Below are 21,520 nucleotides of genomic sequence, written 5' to 3'. Positions count from 1 at the left end.
TAGTGTGCTGGCTAATTGCCCGGAACCACCGTTGATAAAAAGGAATTCGCAGTGAAGAACTTCTTTGGCGCCTCCCTTCTCGCCGTCGGCCTGACCTTTGGCAGCCTGGCCCACGCCGCCCCGACCCTGCTCAACGTTTCCTACGACGTGATGCGCGATTTCTACAAGGACTACAACACAGCCTTCCAGAAGCACTGGCAGGCCGAGCACAACGAAAACATCACCGTGCAGATGTCGTTCGGCGGCTCCAGCAAACAGGCGCGTTCGGTGATCGACGGGCTGCCGGCGGATGTCATCACCATGAACATGGCCACCGACATCAACGCCCTGGCGGACAACGGCAAACTGGTGCCGGAGAACTGGGTCACCCGCCTGCCCAACAACAGCGCGCCGTTCACCTCGGCCACGGTGTTCATCGTGCGCAAGGGCAACCCGAAAGCACTCAAGGACTGGCCCGACCTGCTCAAGGACGGCGTGCAGGTGATCGTGCCCAACCCGAAAACCTCCGGTAACGGTCGCTACACCTACCTGTCGGCCTGGGGTTATGTGCTCAAGAACGGTGGCGATGAAAGCAAAGCCAAGGACTTCGTTGGCAAGTTGTTCAAACAGGCGCCAGTGCTGGACACGGGTGGCCGCGCCGCGACGACGACCTTCATGACCAACCAGATCGGCGACGTGCTGGTGACCTTTGAAAACGAAGCGGAAATGATCGCCCGCGAATTCGGCCGCGACCAGTTCGAAGTGATCTACCCGAGCGTTTCCGCCGAGGCCGAGCCACCGGTCAGCGTGGTCGACAAGGTTGTCGAGAAAAAAGGCTCCCGCGAAGCTGCCGAGGCCTACCTCAAGTACCTGTGGTCGCCTGAAGGCCAGGAAATCGCCGCTGCCAACTACCTGCGTCCACGAGACCCGACGGTACTGGCCAAATACACCGACCGTTTCCCGAAAGTGGACTTCCTGTCGGTGGAAAAAACCTTCGGCGACTGGCGCACCGTGCAGAAGACGCACTTCAATGACGGTGGGGTTTTCGACCAGATCTACAGCGGGCAATAAGAAAGAAGTGAGCCCTGCGCAGCCCCGTGGCGAGGGGATTCAGCGAAACGTCGCACCGCCCCGCTGGGCTGCGCAGCAGCCCTAAAGCCGGAAGTCCCGGCGCGTCAGATTGCAATGTGCCGAGCAACCTTGTGGGAGCGAGCTTGCTCGCGATAACGGTCTGTCTGCGTCAACGATGTTGGAAATGCAGCCGCTATCGCGAGCAAGCTCGCTCCCACAGGAATCTGATTGTCACCATCAATTGCGGGCATGTCTGATATCAGCCACAAGCCCTGTTCCAGAACCCCGCAAGTCTTTAGCCTCACGCCATCCTTTCAATTGATCGACGAGATTGCCATGAGTGCTCATTCACCCACCTCGCCCGGCAGCACCCTGACCCGCGGCATGGTCCTGCTCTTCGCTTTCTGCTGCGGCGCCATCGTCGCCAACATCTACTACGCCCAACCCATCATCGAACTGATCGCTCCTGACGTCGGCCTGAGCAGCACCATGGCCAGCCTGATCGTCTCGCTGACCCAGATTGGCTATGCCCTTGGCCTGTTTTTCCTGGTGCCACTGGGGGACTTGCTGGAAAACCGTCGGCTGATGATCATTACCACCGTGGTGGCGATCGCCAGTTTGTTAGGGGCGGCGTTCACCGATCAACCGAACGTATTTCTGCTGGTTTCGCTGTTGGTGGGGTTCAGCTCGGTGTCGGTGCAAGTCCTGATTCCGCTGGCCGCGCACCTGGCGCCGGAGGAGACCCGGGGCCGGGTCGTGGGTGGGATCATGGGCGGCCTGCTGCTGGGGATCCTGCTGGCGCGGCCGATTTCGAGCCTGGTGGCGGACCACTTCGGCTGGCGGGCGATGTTCATCATCGCCGCCGCATTGATGGCCGCGATCAGCATCGTCCTGGCGCTGACCGTGCCCAAGCGCCAGCCCGACCACAGTGCCTCTTACGGCCAACTGCTGGGCTCGCTCGGCACCCTGCTGCGCCACCAACCGTTGCTGCGGCAACGGGCGTTCTACCAGGCTTGCATGTTCGCCACGTTCAGCCTGTTCTGGACTGCCGTGCCGCTGGAACTGTCACGCAACCATGGGCTGTCCCAGACTGAAATCGCGCTGTTCGCCCTGGTCGGTGCCATTGGCGCCATCGCTGCGCCCATCGCCGGTCGCCTGGCGGATGCCGGCCATACCCGCAACGCCTCGTTGCTGGCGATGCTGTTCGCCAGCCTGAGTTTCCTGCCAGCGTTCATCCATCCGCTGTACAGCGTGATCGGCCTGGCAGTGACCGGCGTGGTCCTGGATTTCTGTGTGCAGATGAACATGGTCCTGGGCCAGCGCACCATCTATGCCCTTGATGCCAAGAGTCGCAGCCGGCTGAACGCGCTGTACATGACCAGCATCTTCGTCGGTGGTGCCTTCGGCTCATCGATTGCCAGTGCGGTGTACGAACACGGCGGCTGGTTGTGGGTGGTGATCGTCGGCAGCGCCTTCCCGCTGTTGGCCTTGCTACGTTTCTTGAGCACCTCGCGCAAGCCGTCCCTGGCAACGGCCTGAATACCCCACGCATAAAAAAGCCCGGTCGCCTTCAGCGACCGGGCTTTTTGGGTGGAACGTGTCAAATCCGCACGTTGCCACGCGGCCCGGCGATCGCCCAGATGATCAGACCCAGCACCGGCAACAGCAGGATCAGCAGCACCCAGAGGACTTTCATCCCGGTTTCCGCGCCACTCTTGAGTACATTGATGATCGCCCAGATATCGAGCGCCAGGATAATCAGGCCGACCAGGCCGTTGAAGGTGGAACCCATGGTGTCGCTCCCAAATGGTGATAGGCACCTTTAGGATAGCGGGCCACCGTCAAGGGTTCCGTTTTATTGCTTCAGACGTGCACCGCGACCTTGAGGGCCTCCAAGGCCGGTGCCGCAGCGATGCCGACCTCGGCACACAATTCCAGCACCCGCGGCACATCGTTGCCGTACACCAGCACCATCTGCAATTCATCGTCGAGCAATTGGCTGAAGTTCATCAGCACGTAGCCGCCGTTTTCCTTGTTCAGGCTGCTCATCTGGATCTGGATGCGATTGAGCGCGGTCAGGGCTTCGGTTTTCGCCAGCTGCTTGGGCTTGAGGTTGAACGCCACGCCGGGGCCGAACGAGGCGACGATCTGTTCGAACAGGTCCACGTAGGTGTCGGCCTGCAACAGTACGGTGTCCGGCAGGCTGCCCACCACGACCCACTCACCCAATGGGATCGGGAAAGTGTCGTCGTAGTTGATATCGGGATTGGCCGCCAGGAAAGCCGCCGGATCGGCGTAGGCCTGGGCCGCTTCGTCAGCGATTTTCGCGATGTCCGCCTCACCGAGGCAGCCGGAGCTGATTTTACCGATGAGTTCGATGAGGGCGGCTTTCATGGGGGTCAATCCTGTGGCGAATGGTGTTTTGAGGGCGCGCAGGATAGCGCATTCACATGCGGATTAGGATTGGAGAAGGCCCCGTGGCGTTGTGGGAGCAAGGCTTGCCCGCGATGAAAACAACACGGTCTCTCTGGAACCGAGGTGTCTGTATCGCGAGCAAGCTTTGCTCCCACAGCCTTTCAGCCCAACAATTTCTCCAACTGCGCCGTGGTGTCTATCGCGCCCATGGTCTTGGCGGCATCGAGCGCCGAGACGCCGTTGGCATCCTTGGCTTTCGGATCAGCGCCTTTGCCAATCAGGTAGTCGACGATTTCCACGCGATTGAACATCGCCGCCATCATCAACGCAGTGCGACCATCGAAGGAGGCACCTTCCACTTGCGCGCCGCCATCCACCAACGCCGAAACCACTGCCAGGTCACCCTTGAACGCCGCCCCGGCAATCGGACTCTGGCCGTTGTCGTTGCGGATTTCCGGATCGGCCTTGTGCTCCAGCAGCACTTTCACTGTTTCCACATGCCCGTGGTAAGCGGCCAGCATCAACAGCGTGTCGCCCTTGTGGTTACGCAGGTTGGGCGGCAGGCCCTTGCTCAGCAGCGCAGCCATCATGGCCGCGTCGCCCTGGCGTGCGACGTTGAACACCTGCTCGGCAAACTCGGCAGCCTCTTCCGGGGTCATCTGGCGGCTAGTATCGGACATGGGAAACTCCACTCGGGTCTTCGCAAAAGCGGCTAGTTTCCCGAGGGACCTGGGCGCTGTCACCCCTTTTTTCACTGTGCCAGTCATAGCCAGAATCAATAACGCAATTGTCCGTCCTGGATCCGCGTCGCCAATGGCCGGTCCACTCGCACGTAAGTATCGCTGCCCGGCAGCCACGCATAGACCGGCTCGTCCCCAGTGACGCACGGGTCGAACCCTTCAGCCTTGAGGCGCGTCTTCTGGTACTTGAAGGTGCCGGTGGTGTCCATTTTCACCTTGATGCGCAGGAACAGCGGCACGGCATAAGCGGGCAACTTGCATCGCAAGAATTGCAGCAGTTCGCTGAAGTCCAGGGTCGCCAGGGATTCGGACGGAGTGATCGCCGCCATGCCGGCACGGCCATTGGTGCCATTGATCTCCACGCCATAAGCCACTGCCTCGGCCACCTGCGGGTGTTGCAGCAGCACATTTTCGACTTCCGTGGTGGAGACGTTTTCGCCTTTCCAGCGATAGGTGTCGCCGAGGCGGTCAACGAACTGCCCATGCCCGAAGCCGATGTTGCGCAACAGGTCCCCGGTGTTGAAATAACGATCACCCGGCGCAAAGACATCCCGGCAGATGGTTTTTTCGGTCAAGGCCTGATCGGTGTAGCCATCCAGTGGCGCCTTCTCATCGATCCGCGCCAGCAGCAGGCCCGGTTGGCCCCTGGGCACTTTCTGCATGCGACCTTGCAGGTTGCGCAACGGCAGGCCACTGGCATGGTCGTACTGCACCAGCTCCCAGCCCATCAAAGAGAACCCGACGGTATTGTCGAAATTCAGAATGTTGGTGAAACCGATATTGCCGTCGCTGGCGGCATACAGCTCACAGATGTGGTCGATGCCAAACCGGGACTTGAAGGTCGACCAGGCGCCGGGACGCAGGCCATTGCCGATCATTTTCTTCACCCCATGGCGGCGGTCGTCGGCAGCGGCAGGCGGGTCGATCAGGTAGCGACACAGCTCACCGACATAACCCAGCGTGGTCGCCCGATAACGGCGTACGTCGCTCCAGAACTGGCTGGCGCTGAATTTGCGTCGCATGGCGAACCCCGATGCCCCACAGATCGCCGCGCCCCAGCACACGCACAGGCCCGTGGCGTGGTACAGCGGCAAGGTGCAATACACGACATCGTCGGGCTGCATGTCCAGGGCGATCAGGCCAAAGCTGGTGGACGTGCGCATCCAGCGACCATGGCGAAACACCCCGGCCTTGGGCAGCCCGGTGGTGCCCGAGGTGTAGAGATAGAAACACGGGTCGTTGCAGAAAACCTGGCGGCTGCACGCCGGGTTATCACTTGGGTAACCCTCGCTGCTAGCCATCAAGTCAATGAAACCGGACGGGGTGTCGGCACTGTCCTGGTCCGCGACCCACCAGGTCCTGGTGCTCGACAGCGCGGTTCGCTCCCGCACATCGTTGAAGGCCGCGACCCGCTCATCCCCAACCACCACTGCGACCGGATTGACCAGGGCGAGGCTGTGCACCAGCGCGTCACCGGTTTGCGAAGTGTTGAGCATGGCACTGACCGCACCAACCTTCGCCATCGCCAGCACACTGATCAACAACTGTGGCCGGTTCTCGATGAAGATCGCCACACAGTCGCCCTTGCCGATGCCCTGGGCCAACAGGTAATGGGCGATACGATTGGCCTGCGCGTTGACCTGTGCATAACTCAACACCGTATCGCCGCACAGCAGCGCCGGGCCCTGGGGATTGCGTTGCGTGGCCTGTTCGAAACACCAGCCCAGGCCGCAAGGCTGGGTCGGGTCCTGGACATTGGCCTGCTTCATGCCTTTGACGATCCGCGGGACGGCTTTGGCAATGGCTGGCAGCTTGCGCAGCATCATGCCCCAGGTGATAGCGTCGCTGGGTGTACGACTCATGGTGATCTTCCCCGTTCGACCTCTTGGGTCTGGGTTCTTGTTATCGGCAGGCGGTGATTTTGGCTCGAAAGTACGCTGGCGATTGCGGCGCTGTACACGCGGTTTTTGCAATGTTTTGTATCTGCTGAGCGAGGCAGGCGAAGCGTGAGCGCCGAGAAACGATTTGGTTCCAAAAATCATTGCCCGACCACGCAAAATGCAGGATGCACGATGGCTATTCATGCAAGATGCACGAAAGCAAAAAATCAACAAAATCTCAAGTAGTTGTTTTTTAACGTATTTTTATAAAGTTAAATGCTGGCACAGACAGTGCAACCACCCCTCCACGGTTTGCCACACCATGGAGCAGTCAACTATGAACATGATTCAAGAAAAGTTTGCATCCCTGTTTTCCAACTACGAAGTGACCACTCAGCCCCGCCCGGATGGCGGCATTTTGCTGACCTTGCGTAATAGCGACGGCAAGCTGTTCAAACGCACGATTTCCTACGCTCAATTGCATGCGGGGATCAGTTGTCCTGGGCGATCAGCGCGATCCGTCGTGACTTGGCTGAACAGGCTAGCGAGTTGCCACAGATCACTCTGCTGCAGAGCCAGCATCGGTTTGCGCTGCCGACTTACCATAGCGCTTGAGTCTGCTGGTAAAACCGCTTAGCTGCTTGCTTGAAAAACGGCGCTTCTTTCAGAAATGAGAAGCGCCTTTTTTTGCGCCTTGGGAAAGCCCGCTTTGGTGTGTATATCCATTTCTTCGGTAACGGCTGCTGAAGGTTCCGCTCTTACAGCGGGTCACTTTCGAAAAGCGCGAAAGTAACCAAAGCGCTTCTGCCCCACCACTCGGCACCTCGCCTAGGCTCGGTGTGCCCGAACGCAGGCATTGCTCCGTGGGCCGCCGCGAAGGGCCATCCATGGCCCAGCGCGGCTAACCCGGCATCCGTGCCGGGTTGCCCACTCCACAACGCCTCCGTTCGGCCAGCGTGGTTAACGGGGCGCCGAGATCAACGTCCACCACGAGGCGGCCTGACAGCCGACCTGGTTCTGGGTGAGACCGCGTTTCTCCTGTGGGAGCGAGCCTGCTCGCGAAGGCGGTGCCTCAGTCGACGAAAATGTTGCATGTGCCGGCGTCATCGCGAGCAAGCTCGCTCCCACAGGTTTTGCGATACACATGAATTCTGTGTCCACTGAAGATCCAATGTGGGAGCGAGTTTGCTCGCGATAGCGGTAGTACAGCCACATAGATACTGGACATGCCCCGCTTTTGCTTTAGATCTTGATCTGGATCTTGATCTTGATCTGGACGCCCCGTTAAACCACGCTGGCCGAACGCAGGCATTGTGGAGTGGGTATCCCGGCATGGATGCCGGGATAGCCGCGCTGGGCCATGGATGGCCCTTCGCGGCGGGCCCACGGAGCAACGCCGGAGTGAGGGCACACCGAGCCTAGGCGAGGTGCCGAGTGGTGGGGGCAAGCCCTTTTGGTTACTTTTGGGGCGTTTGCCAAAAGTGACCCGCCGTAAGGGCGGAACCCTAAGTAGCCGTTACCGCAGCAACGGATATACACCCCCCTAAGAACCCACCTGGGGCACCACCACAGGGTCAATCCTCCAAACGCGGAAACCGCCGAGCAATATCATCCCCAGTGAGTTCGGCGACCAATCCCTGATCACCAGACAAACGAATCGAAACGAAATGCGGCCGCTCCCCCATGTCAAACCAATGCGGCATACCAGCAGGCACCGTTATCAAGTCATTCCTTTCACACAGCACCGCGTAGACATAATCGCCGATGTGCAGGTTGAACAAGCCGCGGCCGGCAACGAAAAATCGTACTTCATCCTGGCTATGGCGATACTCATCGAGCTCCCCAGCCTGTTCCGGATGATCACTGCTGACACTGACCACATCGACCTCAACATAACCCCGCTCGGTCATCAACCCATCGATCCGAGCCTGGTAGGCCGCAATGATGTCCTCCTCACTGGCACCCGGCTGCATTTTCGTCGCCGCTTCCCAACGAGCAAAGTGAACACCTTGTTCAGCCAGGGTCGCGGCAATGTCCTCGAAGTGGGTCAACACCTTGTTCGGAAGGTCGGGGCTGGATACGTGATAGACGGACAGGCTGCTCATGACAAAGGCTCCAGCAAATTAACGGTTCGAAGGCTCATGGCCGGTCCTCTTGCATACGTGTGGCAATGATAACGGCTGCCGCGAAGGCCGCGAGGCTGGCGAGGCTGAACGTCCAACTGGCGCCCAAGGCGTTCCAGCTGTAGCCAGCGTACAACGCGCCCAAGGCCCCGCCCGTGCCGGCCAACGCCGCGTAAAGCGCCTGGCCCTGGCCTTGCTGGCGAGGACCGAAGCTGCGTTGCACGAAATGGATGGCGGCGGCGTGAAAGCTGCCGAAGGTCGCCGCGTGCAGCACTTGGGCGAACAACAATACCCAGAGAAATTCGGCCAGCGAGCCCAACAACAACCAGCGCAACGCCGCCAGCAGGAAACTTGCCAGCAGTACCCGGCGCACGGAAAACCGCGCCAGGATCCGGCTCATCAGCAGGAAGACCAACACTTCCGCTACCACGCCGACCGCCCAGAGCAGACCGATCAGCCCGCGACTGTAGCCCAGGTGCTCAAGGTGCAACGTCAGGAAGGTGTAATACGGCCCGTGGCTCACCTGCATCAAGCCCACGCATAGGTAGAAGGCCAACACGCCAGGGTTGCGCAGTTGCCGCAGGAACCCCTCCCCCGCCACTCGCGGCCCCTGCAATGGCTGGGCGCTGGGCACCCAGAAGCTGGCGAGGACGATGCCGGCCATGATCAACACCAGCGCCACCGGGTAGATGTCCAGGCTCAGCCATTCGAACAGGCGGCCCAGCAACACCACGGTGATGATGAAACCGATGGACCCCCACAGGCGGATCTGGCTGTAGCGCGAAGCCTGCCCGCTCAAGTGGGCCAGGGTGATGACCTCGAACTGCGGCAACACCGCGTGCCAGAAGAACGCATGCAGCGCCATGACCATCGCCAGCCAGGCGTAGCTTTTATCGATGAAAATCAGCGAGAAGGCCAGCAGCGTGCAGATCGCGCCAAACCGCACGATCGCCAGGCGCCGGCCGGTGTAATCCCCCAGCCAGCCCCAGATGTTCGGCGCCACGCAGCGCATCAGCATGGGGATCGCCACCAGCTCGCCGATGCGCGCCGCGTTGAACCCCAGGTGATCGAAATACAGCGCCAGGAACGGCGCCGTCGAACCGAGCAGGGCGAAATAGAACAGATAGAAACTGGAGAGCCGCCAGTACGGCAGTGCCGCCATGGTCGTCAGGCCACGGCGGCCGGCAGGCCAGTCATCAAAGCTGACCCAGCACCGGGGTGCTCACCCGTACGTCGGCGTTCTGGCCGCGATGCCGCAGCAGGTGATCCATCAGCACGATCGCCATCATCGCTTCGGCGATGGGCGTGGCACGGATGCCGACGCACGGGTCATGACGGCCCTTGGTGATGACGTCCACCGGGTTGCCATGGATGTCGATGGAGCGGCCCGGCGTGGTGATGCTGGACGTTGGCTTCAAGGCCAGGTGCGCCACGATCGGCTGGCCCGAGGAAATGCCACCAAGGATGCCGCCGGCATTGTTGCTGAGGAAACCCTCCGGGGTCAGTTCGTCGCGGTGCTCGGTGCCACGCTGGGCGACGCAAGCGAAACCAGCGCCGATCTCCACGCCTTTCACCGCGTTGATGCTCATCAGCGCGTGGGCCAGTTCGGCGTCGAGGCGGTCGAAGATCGGCTCGCCAAGGCCCGGCATCACCCCTTCGGCGACCACGGTGATCTTCGCACCGACCGAATCCTGGTCACGGCGCAGTTGATCCATGTAGGCCTCGAGTTCCGGCACCTTGTCCGGGTCGGGGCAGAAGAAGGCGTTCTGTTCCACCGAATCCCAGGTCTTGAACGGGATTTCGATGGGACCCAACTGGCTCATGTAGCCACGGATGACGATGCCCTGGCTGGCCAGGTACTTCTTGGCAATCGCCCCGGCCGCCACGCGCATGGCGGTTTCCCGTGCCGAGCTGCGACCGCCGCCACGGTAGTCGCGCTCACCGTATTTGTGGTGGTAGGTGTAGTCGGCGTGAGCCGGGCGGAACAGGTCCTTGATGGCCGAGTAGTCCTTGGACTTCTGGTCGGTGTTGCGGATCAACAGGCCGATGGCGCAGCCAGTGGTGCGCCCTTCGAACACGCCAGACAGGATTTCGACTTCATCGGCTTCCTGGCGCTGGGTGGTGTGGCGGCTGGTGCCGGGCTTGCGCCGGTCCAGGTCACCTTGCAGGTCGTCCAGGGAGATCTCCAGGCCCGGCGGGCAGCCGTCGACAATGGCGACCAACGCCGGGCCATGGCTTTCGCCCGCGGTGGTGACAGTGAACAGCTTGCCGTAGGTATTGCCGGACATGCGGGGTGCTCCGTGAAATCGCTGAGAGACTCAACCTTGGATTCGTAATGCGCGCCAGTATACGCAGGCTCCCCGCGTAGTTCATCCTCGAACCTTATTGGCGGCCACCAGTCCAACCGGCACCTTCGCAACTAATGGCGTGATGATGTTAAAGCTGCTTGCCTTAAGCCTTACCTTGTTCACCGGTCTGTTTTGCGGCCTGGCCCAGGCCACGGTGCTGCAACGCCCGATCAGCCTCGACACGGGCAGTGGTGAGCTTTTCGGCTCGTTGCTACTGCCCAAGTCCGACACGCCGGTGCCGGTTGTCCTGATCATTTCCGGGTCAGGTCCTACGGATCGCGACGGCAACAACCCCGAGGGCGGGCGCAACGACAGCCTCAAGCGCCTGGCCTGGGTGCTGGCCAAGCACAACATTGCCAGCGTGCGCTATGACAAGCGCGGCGTAGCGGCCAGCCTCGCGGCGACACCGGACGAACGCAACCTGAGCGTCGAGGCCTATGTGGCCGATGCCGTGGCCTGGAGCCACAAGCTCGCCGCCGATCCGCGACTGGGTCCATTGATCCTGCTGGGCCACAGCGAAGGCGCGTTGATCGCCAGCCTCGCCGCGTCCCAGGCCAACGCGGCGGCGGTGATTTCGCTGTCCGGCAGCGCCCGGCCGATCGACCAGGTGCTGCGCCAACAACTGAGCAACCGCCTGCCACCGCCATTGATGCTGCGCAGCAACGAGTTGCTCGACAGCCTCGAGGCCGGTCGAGTCGACGACAACGTGCCGGCACAGCTGCAGGTCATTTTCCGTCCCAGCGTGCAGCCCTACCTGATCTCGCTGTTCCGCCAGGATCCGGCCCAGGCCTTTGCGGCATTGAAGATGCCAGCCTTGATCATCCAGGGCAGCAACGATATCCAGGTCAGCGTCGATGATGCCAAGCAGTTGAAAGCCGTCAAGCCCGACGCCGAACTGGCGCTGATCGAGGGCATGAACCACGTGATGCGCATCGTGCCCAACGACGTGAAACGGCAACTGGCCTCCTACAAGGATCCCAACCTGCCCCTGGCGGCCGAGCTTGGGACACGGATTCTGCGTTTTATTGACTCGTTAGCTGCCCGTTAAGCGGTTTTAGTGGCAAATAGCCCTCCAGTCCTGGCAAAAACGGCCGATAGCACTGTGTCGGATAGCGCAATGGCTACCGACCAGCCGGCCTGGACAGGACTTAGCCGTTATGACTGAAACTCAAGCTTCCCCCGACACCGCTGCCGAAGCCCCCGCCTCGTCTGCGGTGGAGTTGCCGTGGGCCGACGTGCACACCGAGCATCACAAAATGCTCCGGCTGGCGCCGCTCAAGACCGACCGCGCCACCGGTGCGCGGCCATTGCGGTTTGTCGAGTTCAGCTATGCCGAGCGCCACAGCAAGGAACGCAGCTTGCTGCGCATGAGCATCCAGCTGCCGAACCAGCGCGTGCGCAAGGAACAGAACCACCTGGACGTCTGGGCCGACCACGTCGAGAAACGCCTGTTTTTTTCCCCGGACAACCTGCAAGTCGAGCCGTCCAACCGTGGCATCGGCCGTTTCCTGGCGGCCCAGGGCATTACCTGGGCCAAGAAACGCTGGTCGGCCTACCAGGTGCACGGCACCGACCTGGATAACAAGGACGCCCTGAACGAAGACACTCGCCTGCGCCGCGACCGCTTTCTCAAGGCCCAGGGTTTCGAGGTGGTCTACGCCGACGCCCAGCACCTCAAAGGCAGCGTGAAGCCAACCCACGTTGGCGATCTGTTAGGGGACTGGAACACCGAGAAGCTGCAGTTCGTGGAAATCCTTGAAGCGGCGCAGATGCTGCAACAGGCCGAGCAGAACTTGGCGGAACAGGAAGTCAAACTCAAGCAGCAGGAAGAAAAGGTCACCAAGTTCAAGCGCGAAGACGCCGGCTTGCGCTTCACCATCACCTGCCTGGTGGCCTTCGCCATGTTCCAGGCGGGGTTGCTGATCTGGATTGCGACGCGGCATTAAGCCCGACAGCGCCTGAAAAACCCTGTGGGAGCGAGCTTGCTCGCGATAGCGGTGAATCAGTCAACTTCAATGTTGCTGATCCGACACCATCGCGAGCAAGCTCGCTCCCACAGTGGGTGCACCCAGATGGATAAAGGGATCAAACCCGCGAAGCAAACAATTCCTGGTGCTGGCGGCACTGTTCGGCGCTGAGCATGAACACGCCATGGCCGCCGCGTTCGAAGTCGAGCCAGGCGAAATCGACCTCCGGGTACAACGCCTCGACGTGCACCTGGCTGTTGCCCACCTCGACAATCAACAATCCCTTCTCGGTCAGATGATCGGCCGCCTCGGCCAGCATCCGGCGCACCAGGTTCAAGCCGTCATCGCCACAGGCCAGGCCCAGTTCCGGTTCGTGCTGGTATTCCTGCGGCATGTCGGCGAAATCTTCCGCATCGACGTAGGGCGGGTTCGACACGATCAAGTCGAAACGTTGCCCCGGCAAACCCTCGAAACCATCGCCCTGGACCGTGAACACGCGCTCATCGACGCCATGTCGCTCGATGTTCTGGTTGGCCACTTCCAACGCTTCGAACGACAGGTCGGCCAGCACCACCTCGGCTTCCTGGAACTCATAGGCACAGGCAATGCCGATGCAGCCGGAGCCGGTGCACAGATCAAGAATTCGTGCCGGCTCCTGGCCCAACCAAGGCTCGAAACGCTTTTCGATCAGTTCGCCAATGGGCGAGCGCGGAATGAGCACACGCTCGTCGACGATGAAAGACATCCCGCAGAACCAGGCCTCACCTAACAAATAGGCGGTTGGCACACGCTCTGTGATACGCCGGCGCAGCAGGCGCTGCACATGGACCAACTCTTCGTCTTCAAGACGGCAGTCCAGGTAGCTGTCGGCAATTTCCCATGGCAGGTGCAACGCGCCCAACACCAGTTGCCGGGCTTCGTCCCACGCATTGTCGGTGCCATGACCGAAAAACAGATCCTCCCCGTGGAAACGGCTGACGGCCCAACGGATATGGTCGCGCAGGGTACGGAGACGAGAAGTGATCACGGCGGCAAACTCCAGAAAAATCGACGGGCGAGTCTACCAGCCAAACGCGCCCCACCCAAACACGCCCCGATGACGAACGAAAAAACCCGGACCAATCGTAGGAATCATCCGTTTTTTGATCGGCCTATTGAACAAGATGAGCATCTTGACAAGGCTGTAGGCCAGCAACGGCGGCCCTTGTGATGGAAGCGATTCACAGAACCGCTCAGCCAGAGGAGAATGTCGCAAAAGCCCCACTCGAAGGAGCCCCAGAATGTCCGTTCCAAAAACGATGTTTCAACTCAGCGGCCGTGGTTACGCAGCGGCCAATCTGAGTCAAGCGACCCTGATCATCATCGATGCCCAGAAAGAATACCTCGCAGGCCCCCTGGCCCTGAGCGGCATGGATGCAGCCGTCGCGAACATCAAGCAATTGCTCGGCGCGGCCCGTGCAGCCGGGCGGCCAATCGTGCATGTGCGCCACCTGGGCACCCATGGCGGGCTGTTCGATCCGCAAGGCGAGCGTGGGGAGTTCATCCCCGGCCTCGAACCCCAGGGCGACGAAACCGTGATCGAAAAGCTGCTGCCCAGCGCGTTCCACGGCACCGAGTTGAAAAAGCGCCTGGAAGACTTCGGCCCCCTGGACCTGATCGTGTGCGGGTTCATGAGCCACTCCAGCGTCAGCACCACGGTGCGCGCCGCCAAGAACCTGGGCTTTCGCTGTACCCTGGTCGAAGACGCCTGCGCCACGCGCGACCTGCCGTACAAGGGCGGCGTCCTCAGCGCCGAACACGTTCAGCAGACCGAAATGGCGATCATGGCGGACAACTTCGCCACCCTGGCGTTGACCCGTGACTTCATCTGATTCGCCTCGATGAGCGGCCACTCCCGCCGCTCATCCGCAAAAGCCTCTCATTTGCCGCAATTGCCCCACTGTCAGGAACAACCCGAACATCTTCCGGTCGAAGGGCCGATACCCATTGAGGAAGGTCGGAATGAAGTTATCCGATGGTTTTGACGCACGTCGCTTGCGGCCCAAGGGCCCGAGCAACTGGCGGTTTCGTTTTGGCGCGGCGATCGCTGCGCTACTGGCAACACTCGGAGTACTGCTGGCCATGGCCGGTGCCGCCAGTCTGCTGGGCCGCCCACCCGCACTGGGTGACTTGAACGCCACCCCGCTGGGTTCGGCAATCATCCTGGCAGTCGGTCTTTTCGTGTTGTTGCTGGGCGTCTGGCTCTGGCGCCGCTGCCGCCGTCGTGCCCGCCAATCCCTGGAGCTGGCCATGGCTCCGCACCTGATGAAAAAGCACGACTGACCCGCCATCCGACGTTTTGTCGCGCCTGATCCCGCCAGAGTTGGGTAAACTGGCCGGCTTCGCGGAGGCTGACATGCAAGACGACGACTTTTCCCTGTTCAAAAGTGCGATCCAGGGCGTAAAACCGATAAAGCACGATCGTGCCGAAACCGGCAAGCCCAAGGCCGATCGCGCGCAAATCGCCAAGCTGCGCCAGGCCGCCACCGTGCGCACCGATGCCACGACCGTGGACGGCTTGTCCGATCAGTTCGTCATCGACGTCGGGCCGGAAGACGAGTTGATGTGGGCGCGCGACGGCGTCCAGGAAAGCCAGATGCGCAAGCTGAAGGTCGGCCAGATCCCCTTCGAGGGCAGCCTCGACCTGCACGGCATGAGCGTCGAAAAAGCCCGGGAAACCCTCTGGGCGTTCCTGGCCGAAGCCACCCGATTCGAAATCCGCTGCGTGCGCGTCACCCATGGCAAAGCCGTGCGCCTGGATGGCAAGCGGCCGATGATCAAGAGCCACGTCAACACCTGGCTACGTCAGCACCCGCAAGTGCTGGGCTTCACCTCCTGCCAGGCAAAACACGGCGGCGCCGGGGCGGTCTACGTGATGCTCAAACGCACCATGATGGAAGGCCGCGACGAATAGCCCTCGATTGCCGAGCTTGCAGCGCCGTGTCCGCCACCGTACCCTTGCCCTTTGCGTAAAATCCCACAGGTAGTTTCATGTCTCTGGAACAGAATTACACCGCGATTCTCGGCCAACTGGGCGAGGACGTTTCCCGCGAGGGCCTGCTCGACACGCCCAAGCGTGCTGCCAAGGCCATGCAGTACCTCTGCCGCGGTTATGAACAGACTCTGGAAGAAGTCACCAACGGTGCCTTGTTCAGCTCCGACAACAGCGAGATGGTGCTGGTCAAGGACATCGAGTTGTACTCGCTGTGCGAACATCACCTGCTGCCGTTCATCGGCAAGGCCCATGTGGCCTACATCCCGAGCGGCAAGGTGCTGGGGCTGTCGAAAGTCGCGCGCATCGTCGACATGTATGCCCGTCGCCTGCAGATCCAGGAAAACCTCAGCCGCCAGATCGCCGATGCGGTCCAGCAAGTGACTGGCGCCCTGGGCGTAGCGGTGGTGATCGAGGCCAAGCACATGTGCATGATGATGCGCGGTGTGGAAAAGCAGAATTCCTCGATGATCACCTCGGTGATGCTCGGCGAGTTCCGGGAAAATGCCGCCACGCGCAGCGAATTCCTCAGCCTCATCAAGTAATCCGCCGCATCAAGAAAACCGGCATTGATCGCCGGTTTTTTTTCGCCTGTGAAAAATCAGGTAAGCTGCGCGCCCTCTTCTTCCGTGCCGCGAGGCTTAATACCGTGATTGTCAAAGCGCTTCGGGTTGGCCTGGGCCAGCTCATCATCTTCATCGATTTCATCACCCGCCCGGGCAAGAAAAAGCGCCCGGCCGAAGCCCAGGCGCAGGTCGAGCAAGCCGCTCGCGGCCTGACGCTGTATCAGTTCCACGCCTGCCCGTTCTGCGTGAAAACCCGCCGCACCCTGCGCCGTCTCAACGTGCCGGTGACCCTGCGCGATGCGAAAAACAACGAGCAGGATCGCCAGGCGCTATTGGAGCAAGGCGGTCGGATCAAGGTGCCGTGCCTGCGTATTGAAGAGAATGGCCAGACCACCTGGATGTATGAGTCCAAGGTGATCATTGATTATCTGGATAAGCGGTTCTCGGCAGCCTGATAGTTTTCTGGTGTGACGACTGGCCTCATCGCGAGCAGGCTCGGCTCCCACAGGGGACCGTGGTGGATACAAATCCAGCGTTCACCGAGGCCCACTGTGGGAGCCGAGCTTGCTCGCGATGGGGGCCCGGCCAGCCACCGCAAAGCCCCCTGCTATCAAGCTGCCTTTGCAGCCAACGCCGCCCGCACCACCCCCGCCAACCGCTTGAGCCCTTCATCCAACCGCGCCGGGTCAATGTGGCTGAAATTCAGCCGCAGATGCCCCGGATGCTGGTCCGGCTCAGGAAAGAACGGCTCCCCCGCATGAACGCAACATCGGCCGCCAATGCGGCGGGGAGCAAGGTGCGGGTGTCCAGCGGTTGCCTGAGGGTCAGCCAGAAAAACAACCCGCCCTGGGGCACGTTCCAGTCCGCGATGTCGGAAAAATGCTTTTGCAGCGCCGCCTGGAAGCGGTCGCGACGATCCCGGTAAAAATCCCTCAACTCACTCAAATGGCTGCGGTACTGCTCGGTCCCGATCCATTGCAGCGCTTGCCATTGGCCGATGCGATTGGTGTGCAGGTCCGCTGACTGCTTGAGTCGCAGCAGGTGCGGGAACAGATCCGGACTGGCGATCAGGTAGCCCACCCGTAGCCCGGCAACAGGGTTTTCGATACGGTGCCGGTGTAGATCCAACTGGCCTTCTTCAAGCGACTGACAATCGGCGTGGCACTGGCGCCATCGAACGTCAGCTCGCGGTAGGGTTCGTCCTCGATCAGGGTCACGCCAAACTCGTCCAACAGCGCAGCCACCGCATCGCGCCTGGCCTCGCTATAGCGCACCGCCGAGGGGTTCTGGAACGTCGGGATCAAGTAGATGAACGCTGGCCGATGCTGCTCCAGCCGGGCCCGCAACTGTTTCAGGTCCGGGCCGTCGGCCTCCAGGGGCACGGTGATGCAGTCGGCGCCGAACAGCTGGAAAATCTGCAACGCCGCCAGGTACGTCGGCGCTTCGAGCATCACTTCAGTTCCCACGTCGATATGCAGCTTGGTCGCCAGGTCGAGGGTTTGCTGGGAGCCGCTGACCACCAGCACCTGACTCGCCTCACAGGCCACGCCCAGCGCCCGCGCCTGGGCCGCCAGGGCTTCGCGCAGAGCCGTTTCACCTTCGCTCATGCCGTACTGGCCCATGGATAACGGCATGGCCGCCCATTCCACTTTCGGCAGCATGGCTTCGGCCGGCAGGCCGCCGGCGAACGACATCACTTCAGGGCGCTGCGCCGCCGCGAGGATTTCTCGAATCAAAGAACTTTTGAGGCGCGAGACACGTTCGGAAAAAGCCATGGAGGTCACCTGTAGCGGGGCACGGGAGGAATGAGTCAAACTGATTGACCGAAATTACGCCGACCTCTGTGGATACGTCAATATGCTTGACCTTAAAAATCCGACTTCCCAACAAATGGCCATGGAAGCGTTCTTCTTCGGTTACCAGGCGTTCACCGCCAAGGCCGATGAAATGCTTGAACGGCGCGGGTTGAGCCGGGTGCACCAGCGCATCGTTTTTTTCATCGCCCGCTATCCGTCATTGAGCGTGAAGGAGTTGCTGGCATTGCTCGGGGTGAGCAAGCAGGCACTGAACATGCCGTTGCGGCAGCTGATGGAAATGCACCTGGTGAACAGCGTCGCGTCCGAGACCGACAAGCGCAAGCGACTACTCGAACTGACGGCCGAGGGCGAGCGGTTCGAGCAGGCGTTGCGGCGTGAGCAGGTGAAATTGCTGGAGCGGGTGTTTGCCGAGGCTGGGGAAGCGGCGGTGAACGGGTGGTTGGCGGTGAATCTGGCACTGGGAAAATCCAGTGACTGAAGGCGTCTGAGCCGACGCCATCGCGAGCAAGCTCGCTCCCACAGGGTGCATGGGTGAACGCCAATCTTGCATTTCACCACAGTCCACTGTGGGAGCGAGCTTGCTCGCGATAGCGCCCTCAAGGGCGATATATCCCTATCGCCCGACATTTCGTCGACAACACAGAAAACATTATTTGCTTTATTTGTATACAAAAGCATAATTCGCCTCGTGCGAGTTCCTGACCAACAGGTCAACATACTTCGCCAGCCTTACCTGCCTCAACGCATCGCAGCCACCCCCAGGGCGTGTGCGGTGCTGGAAATAACAATAAGACTCTTGAGGAGTACTCGCTGTGGAAAGCCGCAAACCCGAAGCCCAGACGCTGGACCTTTCGCCGCCCTCACGCAGTGGCTGGCTGGAGCGCATCTTCAAACTCAGCGTGCACGGCACCACGGTGAAGACCGAGTTGATCGCCGGCCTGACGACCTTCATCACCATGGCCTACATCATTTTCGTCAACCCCAACATCATGGCCGACGCCGGCATCGACCACGGCGCCGCCTTCGTCGCCACCTGCATCGCCGCGGCCCTGGGTTGCCTGTTGATGGGGCTGTACGCCAACTGGCCGGTGGGCCTGGCGCCGGGCATGGGCCTGAACGCGTTCTTCACTTACACCGTGGTCGGCACCATGGGCTACAACTGGGAGACCGCGTTGGGCGCGGTGTTCATTTCCGGCGTGCTGTTCATGTTCCTCACCCTGTCGCGGGTGCGCGAGTGGCTGCTCAATAGCATTCCGGTGAGCCTGCGGTTTGCCATGGGCGCGGGGGTCGGGTTGTTCCTCGGGCTGATCGGCCTGAAAACCGCCGGGATCGTCGTCGACAGCCCCGCCACCCTGATCAAGCTCGGCTCGTTGCGTGAGCCCGGCCCATTGTTGGCCGCGGTGTGCTTCCTGATGATCGCCGTGCTCAGCTACCACCGCGTGTTCGGCGCGATCCTGATCAGCATCATCGCCGTGACCCTGGCCGGTTGGGGCCTGGGATTGGTGCAGTACAACGGCGTCATGTCGACACCACCGAGCCTGGCCCCCACCTGGATGGCGATGGACGTGGCCGGTGTGTTCAACGTCAGCATGATCAGCGTGGTGCTGGCCTTCCTGTTCGTGCACATGTTCGACACCGCCGGCACCCTGATGGGCGTGGCCCAGCGCGCCGGCCTGGTGAAGGCCGACGGCAAGATCGAGAACCTGTCCCGCGCCCTGAAAGCCGACAGCGCTTCCAGTGTCTTCGGCGCCATGGTCGGCGTGCCGCCGGTGACCAGCTATGTGGAAAGCGCCGCCGGTGTCGCGGCGGGCGGGCGCACAGGGCTTACCGCCGTGACCGTCGGTGTGCTATTTATTGCCGCCATGTTCTTCGCACCGCTGGCCGGGATGATCCCTGCCTACGCCACGGCCGGGGCCTTGATCTATGTCGCCATGCTGATGATGGGCGGCATGGCCCACATCGAATGGGACGAACCAACCGACAGCATTCCAGCCATTGTCACGGCCATCATGATGCCCCTGACGTTCTCGGTCGCTGACGGTATCGCACTGGGTTTCATCACCTACGTGGTGCTCAAGGCCGGCACCGGTAAACGCAAGGAAATTTCCGTCAGCCTGTGGGTGCTCTGCGCGATCTTCATCGCCAAGTTCATCTTCTTGTAAGCGAAACCATAGCCACCCGCCTCACCCCTTGGGTGAGGCTTTTGTCCATCAGGAGCAAAGCAATGAATCTGGAAACCTGGCTGTTGTTCAGCGGCGCCGCCTTGGTGGTGATCCTCATCCCCGGCCCGTTGTCGTTGTTGATGATCGGCAACAGCCTGAACTACGGACTGCGCCGCTCGTATCCAGCGTTCCTCGGCGGGGTGATCGCCTCGATCTGCCTGCTGAGCGCCTCGGCGCTGGGGCTCGGTGCGTTGTTGATGGCGTCGGAGCAGCTGTTCAGTGCCCTGAAGATTGTCGGTGCCCTGTACCTGTTTTACCTGGCCTGGCAGAGCTGGCAACAATCGCGGCAACCGTCCCAAGGCGCCGACGTGCCCCAGGCCGCCACCGTCCCGCGCTTTCGCGCGCTCTTCGGCCGGGCGTTCGTATTGGGCGCCAGCAACCCGAAGGACATCCTGTTCTTCGCCGCCTTCCTGCCGCAATTCTTGAGCGCCGAACAAGCGTTCCTGCCACAACTGCTGATCATGATCGCTACCTGGACCGTACTCGACCTGCTGTGCAAATTGGCCTACGGCCTTGGTGCCCACGGCGCGGCGCGGTATTTGCGTACGGGTAAAGGCCAGGGCTGGTTCAACCGCATCAGCGCAGGATTATTTGGCGGTGCGGGGGCAGCCTCCCTGTTGAGCCGATAAGCACCAAAAGCATCGCGAGCAAGCTCGCTCCCACAGTGGTTTTTCGCCGCTCATAAGACCTGTGGCGCGAGCTTGCTCGCGATGAGTCCCTCCCTGCCCCCACATTCTCGTGGACGAAAAAAAGCCCGCAGTGTGAGCGGGCGAAAAACCAAGGAAGCGCCATGCGCAGTCGCTTCCAGGACAAGGCAGCAGCTTGGGGGGTCAACTGCCTCGATAGGTGGAATAGGCGTAAGGCGAAATCAGCAGGGGCACGTGGTAATGCTCCTGCTCGGCCGAAATGCCGAAGCGCAGCACCACCACGTCCAGGAACGCCGGGTCGGGCAGTTGCACGCCACGGGCGCGGTAGTAATCGCCGGCGTGGAATTGCAATTGATAGACTCCCGAACGGTAGTCGTCCCCTTGCAGCAGCGGCGCGTCGCAGCGACCGTCACTGTTGGTCAGTACGCTGGCGACCAAATGCAGTTGCGAACCTTCAACGCGGTACAGCTCGATCTTGATCGAGCTGCCCGGGCAGCCGTGTGCAGCATCCAAAACGTGAGTGGTCAAACGTCCCATTGCTTGTGCGCGCCTCGCTGCAGTGCAGTCCGGCACGACGCCTCCTGAATTCAGTTGAAAGACGGGCCGCACCGTTTCGGAGCACGAAACGCCACGGCGATGCACGAATTAAGACACTTTAAAATAAAATTGTACACAATAAAAACCAATGTTTTGCCCATGCGTGTTCCGACCTTG

Annotated in this window: 21 protein-coding genes and 2 pseudogenes; 13 read left to right on the top strand and 10 right to left on the bottom strand. The window is 61.1% G+C overall.

Annotation, left to right across the window (positions count from 1 at the left end):
- The first annotated feature begins 51 nt into the window (after positions 1–51).
- The gene (locus KI237_RS07910; protein ID WP_212799472.1) at positions 52–1,050 is read left to right on the top strand and encodes a sulfate ABC transporter substrate-binding protein; all 999 of its coding nucleotides are present in this window, start codon (positions 52–54) and stop codon (positions 1,048–1,050) included.
- A 336-nt stretch (positions 1,051–1,386) separates the two neighbouring features.
- On the top strand, positions 1,387–2,589 hold the full coding sequence (locus tag KI237_RS07905; protein ID WP_212799471.1) for an MFS transporter: 1,203 nt from the start codon (positions 1,387–1,389) through the stop codon (positions 2,587–2,589).
- Positions 2,590–2,650: 61 nt separating this feature from the next.
- Here KI237_RS07905 and KI237_RS07900 read toward each other — a convergent pair whose 3' ends face one another.
- The 4 genes from KI237_RS07900 to KI237_RS07885 form a co-directional block, all read right to left on the bottom strand.
- Positions 2,651–2,842, bottom strand: coding sequence for a PLDc N-terminal domain-containing protein (locus tag KI237_RS07900; RefSeq protein WP_212799470.1), 192 nt, complete (start codon positions 2,840–2,842; stop codon positions 2,651–2,653).
- A gap of 71 nt (positions 2,843–2,913) precedes the next feature.
- Positions 2,914–3,444 (bottom strand): hypothetical protein, encoded by a 531-nt coding sequence (locus KI237_RS07895; protein WP_212799469.1) that lies wholly within the window; start codon positions 3,442–3,444, stop codon positions 2,914–2,916.
- A 182-nt stretch (positions 3,445–3,626) separates the two neighbouring features.
- Complete coding sequence (locus KI237_RS07890) at positions 3,627–4,145, bottom strand: ankyrin repeat domain-containing protein (protein WP_212799468.1); 519 nt, start codon at positions 4,143–4,145, stop codon at positions 3,627–3,629.
- A 95-nt stretch (positions 4,146–4,240) separates the two neighbouring features.
- Positions 4,241–6,067 (bottom strand): long-chain-acyl-CoA synthetase, encoded by a 1,827-nt coding sequence (locus KI237_RS07885; protein ID WP_212799467.1) that lies wholly within the window; start codon positions 6,065–6,067, stop codon positions 4,241–4,243.
- A gap of 355 nt (positions 6,068–6,422) precedes the next feature.
- Between KI237_RS07885 and KI237_RS07880 the strand changes: the two are divergent.
- Positions 6,423–6,700 (top strand): annotated as a pseudogene (locus tag KI237_RS07880) (DUF3509 domain-containing protein).
- Between the two features lie 959 nt (positions 6,701–7,659).
- Here the strand turns inward: KI237_RS07880 and KI237_RS07875 are convergent.
- The 3 genes from KI237_RS07875 to aroC are packed head-to-tail and all read right to left on the bottom strand — an operon-like array spanning position 7,660 to position 10,496.
- The gene (locus KI237_RS07875) at positions 7,660–8,190 is read right to left on the bottom strand and encodes a 1,2-dihydroxy-3-keto-5-methylthiopentene dioxygenase (RefSeq protein ID WP_212799466.1); all 531 of its coding nucleotides are present in this window, start codon (positions 8,188–8,190) and stop codon (positions 7,660–7,662) included.
- 34 nt (positions 8,191–8,224) lie between these two features.
- Positions 8,225–9,370, bottom strand: a complete 1,146-nt coding sequence (locus KI237_RS07870; RefSeq protein ID WP_212799465.1) for an MFS transporter — start codon at positions 9,368–9,370, stop codon at positions 8,225–8,227.
- 34 nt (positions 9,371–9,404) lie between these two features.
- On the bottom strand, positions 9,405–10,496 hold the full coding sequence (aroC, locus tag KI237_RS07865) for a chorismate synthase (protein ID WP_212799464.1): 1,092 nt from the start codon (positions 10,494–10,496) through the stop codon (positions 9,405–9,407).
- A gap of 142 nt (positions 10,497–10,638) precedes the next feature.
- Here aroC and KI237_RS07860 point away from each other — a divergent pair, with 142 nt between their 5' ends.
- Positions 10,639–11,604, top strand: coding sequence for an alpha/beta hydrolase (locus KI237_RS07860; protein ID WP_212799463.1), 966 nt, complete (start codon positions 10,639–10,641; stop codon positions 11,602–11,604).
- Positions 11,605–11,713: 109 nt separating this feature from the next.
- The gene (locus tag KI237_RS07855) at positions 11,714–12,502 is read left to right on the top strand and encodes a hypothetical protein (RefSeq protein WP_063324822.1); all 789 of its coding nucleotides are present in this window, start codon (positions 11,714–11,716) and stop codon (positions 12,500–12,502) included.
- Between the two features lie 139 nt (positions 12,503–12,641).
- Here the strand turns inward: KI237_RS07855 and prmB are convergent, their stop codons facing one another.
- Positions 12,642–13,550 (bottom strand): 50S ribosomal protein L3 N(5)-glutamine methyltransferase, encoded by a 909-nt coding sequence (gene prmB, locus KI237_RS07850; RefSeq protein WP_212799462.1) that lies wholly within the window; start codon positions 13,548–13,550, stop codon positions 12,642–12,644.
- A gap of 253 nt (positions 13,551–13,803) precedes the next feature.
- On the opposite strand from prmB, the gene KI237_RS07845 reads away from it, so the two are divergent.
- The 5 genes from KI237_RS07845 (at position 13,804) to KI237_RS07825 (ending at position 16,575) form a co-directional block, all read left to right on the top strand.
- Positions 13,804–14,394, top strand: coding sequence for a cysteine hydrolase family protein (locus tag KI237_RS07845; protein WP_212799461.1), 591 nt, complete (start codon positions 13,804–13,806; stop codon positions 14,392–14,394).
- Positions 14,395–14,524: 130 nt separating this feature from the next.
- A complete protein-coding gene (locus KI237_RS07840; RefSeq protein WP_212799460.1) occupies positions 14,525–14,845 on the top strand; it encodes a hypothetical protein in 321 nt (106 codons plus the stop codon).
- Positions 14,846–14,918: 73 nt separating this feature from the next.
- Positions 14,919–15,476, top strand: coding sequence for a Smr/MutS family protein (locus KI237_RS07835; protein WP_053146321.1), 558 nt, complete (start codon positions 14,919–14,921; stop codon positions 15,474–15,476).
- A gap of 77 nt (positions 15,477–15,553) precedes the next feature.
- On the top strand, positions 15,554–16,099 hold the full coding sequence (folE, locus tag KI237_RS07830) for a GTP cyclohydrolase I FolE (protein ID WP_003204506.1): 546 nt from the start codon (positions 15,554–15,556) through the stop codon (positions 16,097–16,099).
- Positions 16,100–16,203: 104 nt separating this feature from the next.
- Positions 16,204–16,575, top strand: a complete 372-nt coding sequence (locus KI237_RS07825; RefSeq protein ID WP_212799459.1) for a glutaredoxin family protein — start codon at positions 16,204–16,206, stop codon at positions 16,573–16,575.
- 155 nt (positions 16,576–16,730) lie between these two features.
- On the opposite strand, the pseudogene KI237_RS07820 reads toward KI237_RS07825, so the two are convergent.
- Positions 16,731–17,895: pseudogene (locus KI237_RS07820) on the bottom strand (aminotransferase-like domain-containing protein).
- A gap of 82 nt (positions 17,896–17,977) precedes the next feature.
- Here KI237_RS07820 and KI237_RS07815 point away from each other — a divergent pair.
- From KI237_RS07815 to KI237_RS07805, 3 genes are all read left to right on the top strand, one after another.
- On the top strand, positions 17,978–18,415 hold the full coding sequence (locus KI237_RS07815; RefSeq protein ID WP_212799458.1) for a MarR family winged helix-turn-helix transcriptional regulator: 438 nt from the start codon (positions 17,978–17,980) through the stop codon (positions 18,413–18,415).
- Positions 18,416–18,749: 334 nt separating this feature from the next.
- Positions 18,750–20,099: an NCS2 family permease gene (locus tag KI237_RS07810; protein ID WP_212799457.1), complete on the top strand. Its 1,350-nt coding sequence runs from the start codon at positions 18,750–18,752 to the stop codon at positions 20,097–20,099.
- A 62-nt stretch (positions 20,100–20,161) separates the two neighbouring features.
- The gene (locus KI237_RS07805; RefSeq protein ID WP_212799456.1) at positions 20,162–20,788 is read left to right on the top strand and encodes a LysE family translocator; all 627 of its coding nucleotides are present in this window, start codon (positions 20,162–20,164) and stop codon (positions 20,786–20,788) included.
- Positions 20,789–20,989: 201 nt separating this feature from the next.
- On the opposite strand, the gene uraH is transcribed toward KI237_RS07805, so the two are convergent.
- Positions 20,990–21,343: a hydroxyisourate hydrolase gene (gene uraH / locus KI237_RS07800; RefSeq protein ID WP_212799455.1), complete on the bottom strand. Its 354-nt coding sequence runs from the start codon at positions 21,341–21,343 to the stop codon at positions 20,990–20,992.
- Positions 21,344–21,520 lie beyond the last annotated feature (177 nt).

The sequence above is a fragment of the Pseudomonas sp. St316 genome (genome assembly GCF_018325905.1).
In the GTDB taxonomy this organism is placed as follows: domain Bacteria; phylum Pseudomonadota; class Gammaproteobacteria; order Pseudomonadales; family Pseudomonadaceae; genus Aquipseudomonas.
This window is presented reverse-complemented; position numbering and strand designations above follow the sequence as displayed.

What these genes read in the sequence shown, in the direction of transcription:
- KI237_RS07905 (WP_212799471.1), top strand. Translation starts at nt 1,387, where the DNA reads ATGAGTGCTCATTCACCCACCTCGCCCGGCAGCACCCTGACCCGCGGC.
- KI237_RS07900 (WP_212799470.1), bottom strand. Translation starts at nt 2,842, where the DNA reads ATGGGTTCCACCTTCAACGGCCTGGTCGGCCTGATTATCCTGGCGCTC.
- KI237_RS07895 (WP_212799469.1), bottom strand. Translation starts at nt 3,444, where the DNA reads ATGAAAGCCGCCCTCATCGAACTCATCGGTAAAATCAGCTCCGGCTGC.
- KI237_RS07890 (WP_212799468.1), bottom strand. Translation starts at nt 4,145, where the DNA reads ATGTCCGATACTAGCCGCCAGATGACCCCGGAAGAGGCTGCCGAGTTT.
- KI237_RS07885 (WP_212799467.1), bottom strand. Translation starts at nt 6,067, where the DNA reads ATGAGTCGTACACCCAGCGACGCTATCACCTGGGGCATGATGCTGCGC.
- KI237_RS07875 (WP_212799466.1), bottom strand. Translation starts at nt 8,190, where the DNA reads ATGAGCAGCCTGTCCGTCTATCACGTATCCAGCCCCGACCTTCCGAAC.
- KI237_RS07870 (WP_212799465.1), bottom strand. Translation starts at nt 9,370, where the DNA reads ATGGCGGCACTGCCGTACTGGCGGCTCTCCAGTTTCTATCTGTTCTAT.
- aroC (WP_212799464.1), bottom strand. Translation starts at nt 10,496, where the DNA reads ATGTCCGGCAATACCTACGGCAAGCTGTTCACTGTCACCACCGCGGGC.
- KI237_RS07860 (WP_212799463.1), top strand. Translation starts at nt 10,639, where the DNA reads ATGATGTTAAAGCTGCTTGCCTTAAGCCTTACCTTGTTCACCGGTCTG.
- KI237_RS07855 (WP_063324822.1), top strand. Translation starts at nt 11,714, where the DNA reads ATGACTGAAACTCAAGCTTCCCCCGACACCGCTGCCGAAGCCCCCGCC.
- KI237_RS07845 (WP_212799461.1), top strand. Translation starts at nt 13,804, where the DNA reads ATGTCCGTTCCAAAAACGATGTTTCAACTCAGCGGCCGTGGTTACGCA.
- KI237_RS07840 (WP_212799460.1), top strand. Translation starts at nt 14,525, where the DNA reads ATGAAGTTATCCGATGGTTTTGACGCACGTCGCTTGCGGCCCAAGGGC.
- KI237_RS07835 (WP_053146321.1), top strand. Translation starts at nt 14,919, where the DNA reads ATGCAAGACGACGACTTTTCCCTGTTCAAAAGTGCGATCCAGGGCGTA.
- folE (WP_003204506.1), top strand. Translation starts at nt 15,554, where the DNA reads ATGTCTCTGGAACAGAATTACACCGCGATTCTCGGCCAACTGGGCGAG.
- KI237_RS07815 (WP_212799458.1), top strand. Translation starts at nt 17,978, where the DNA reads ATGCTTGACCTTAAAAATCCGACTTCCCAACAAATGGCCATGGAAGCG.
- KI237_RS07805 (WP_212799456.1), top strand. Translation starts at nt 20,162, where the DNA reads ATGAATCTGGAAACCTGGCTGTTGTTCAGCGGCGCCGCCTTGGTGGTG.
- uraH (WP_212799455.1), bottom strand. Translation starts at nt 21,343, where the DNA reads ATGGGACGTTTGACCACTCACGTTTTGGATGCTGCACACGGCTGCCCG.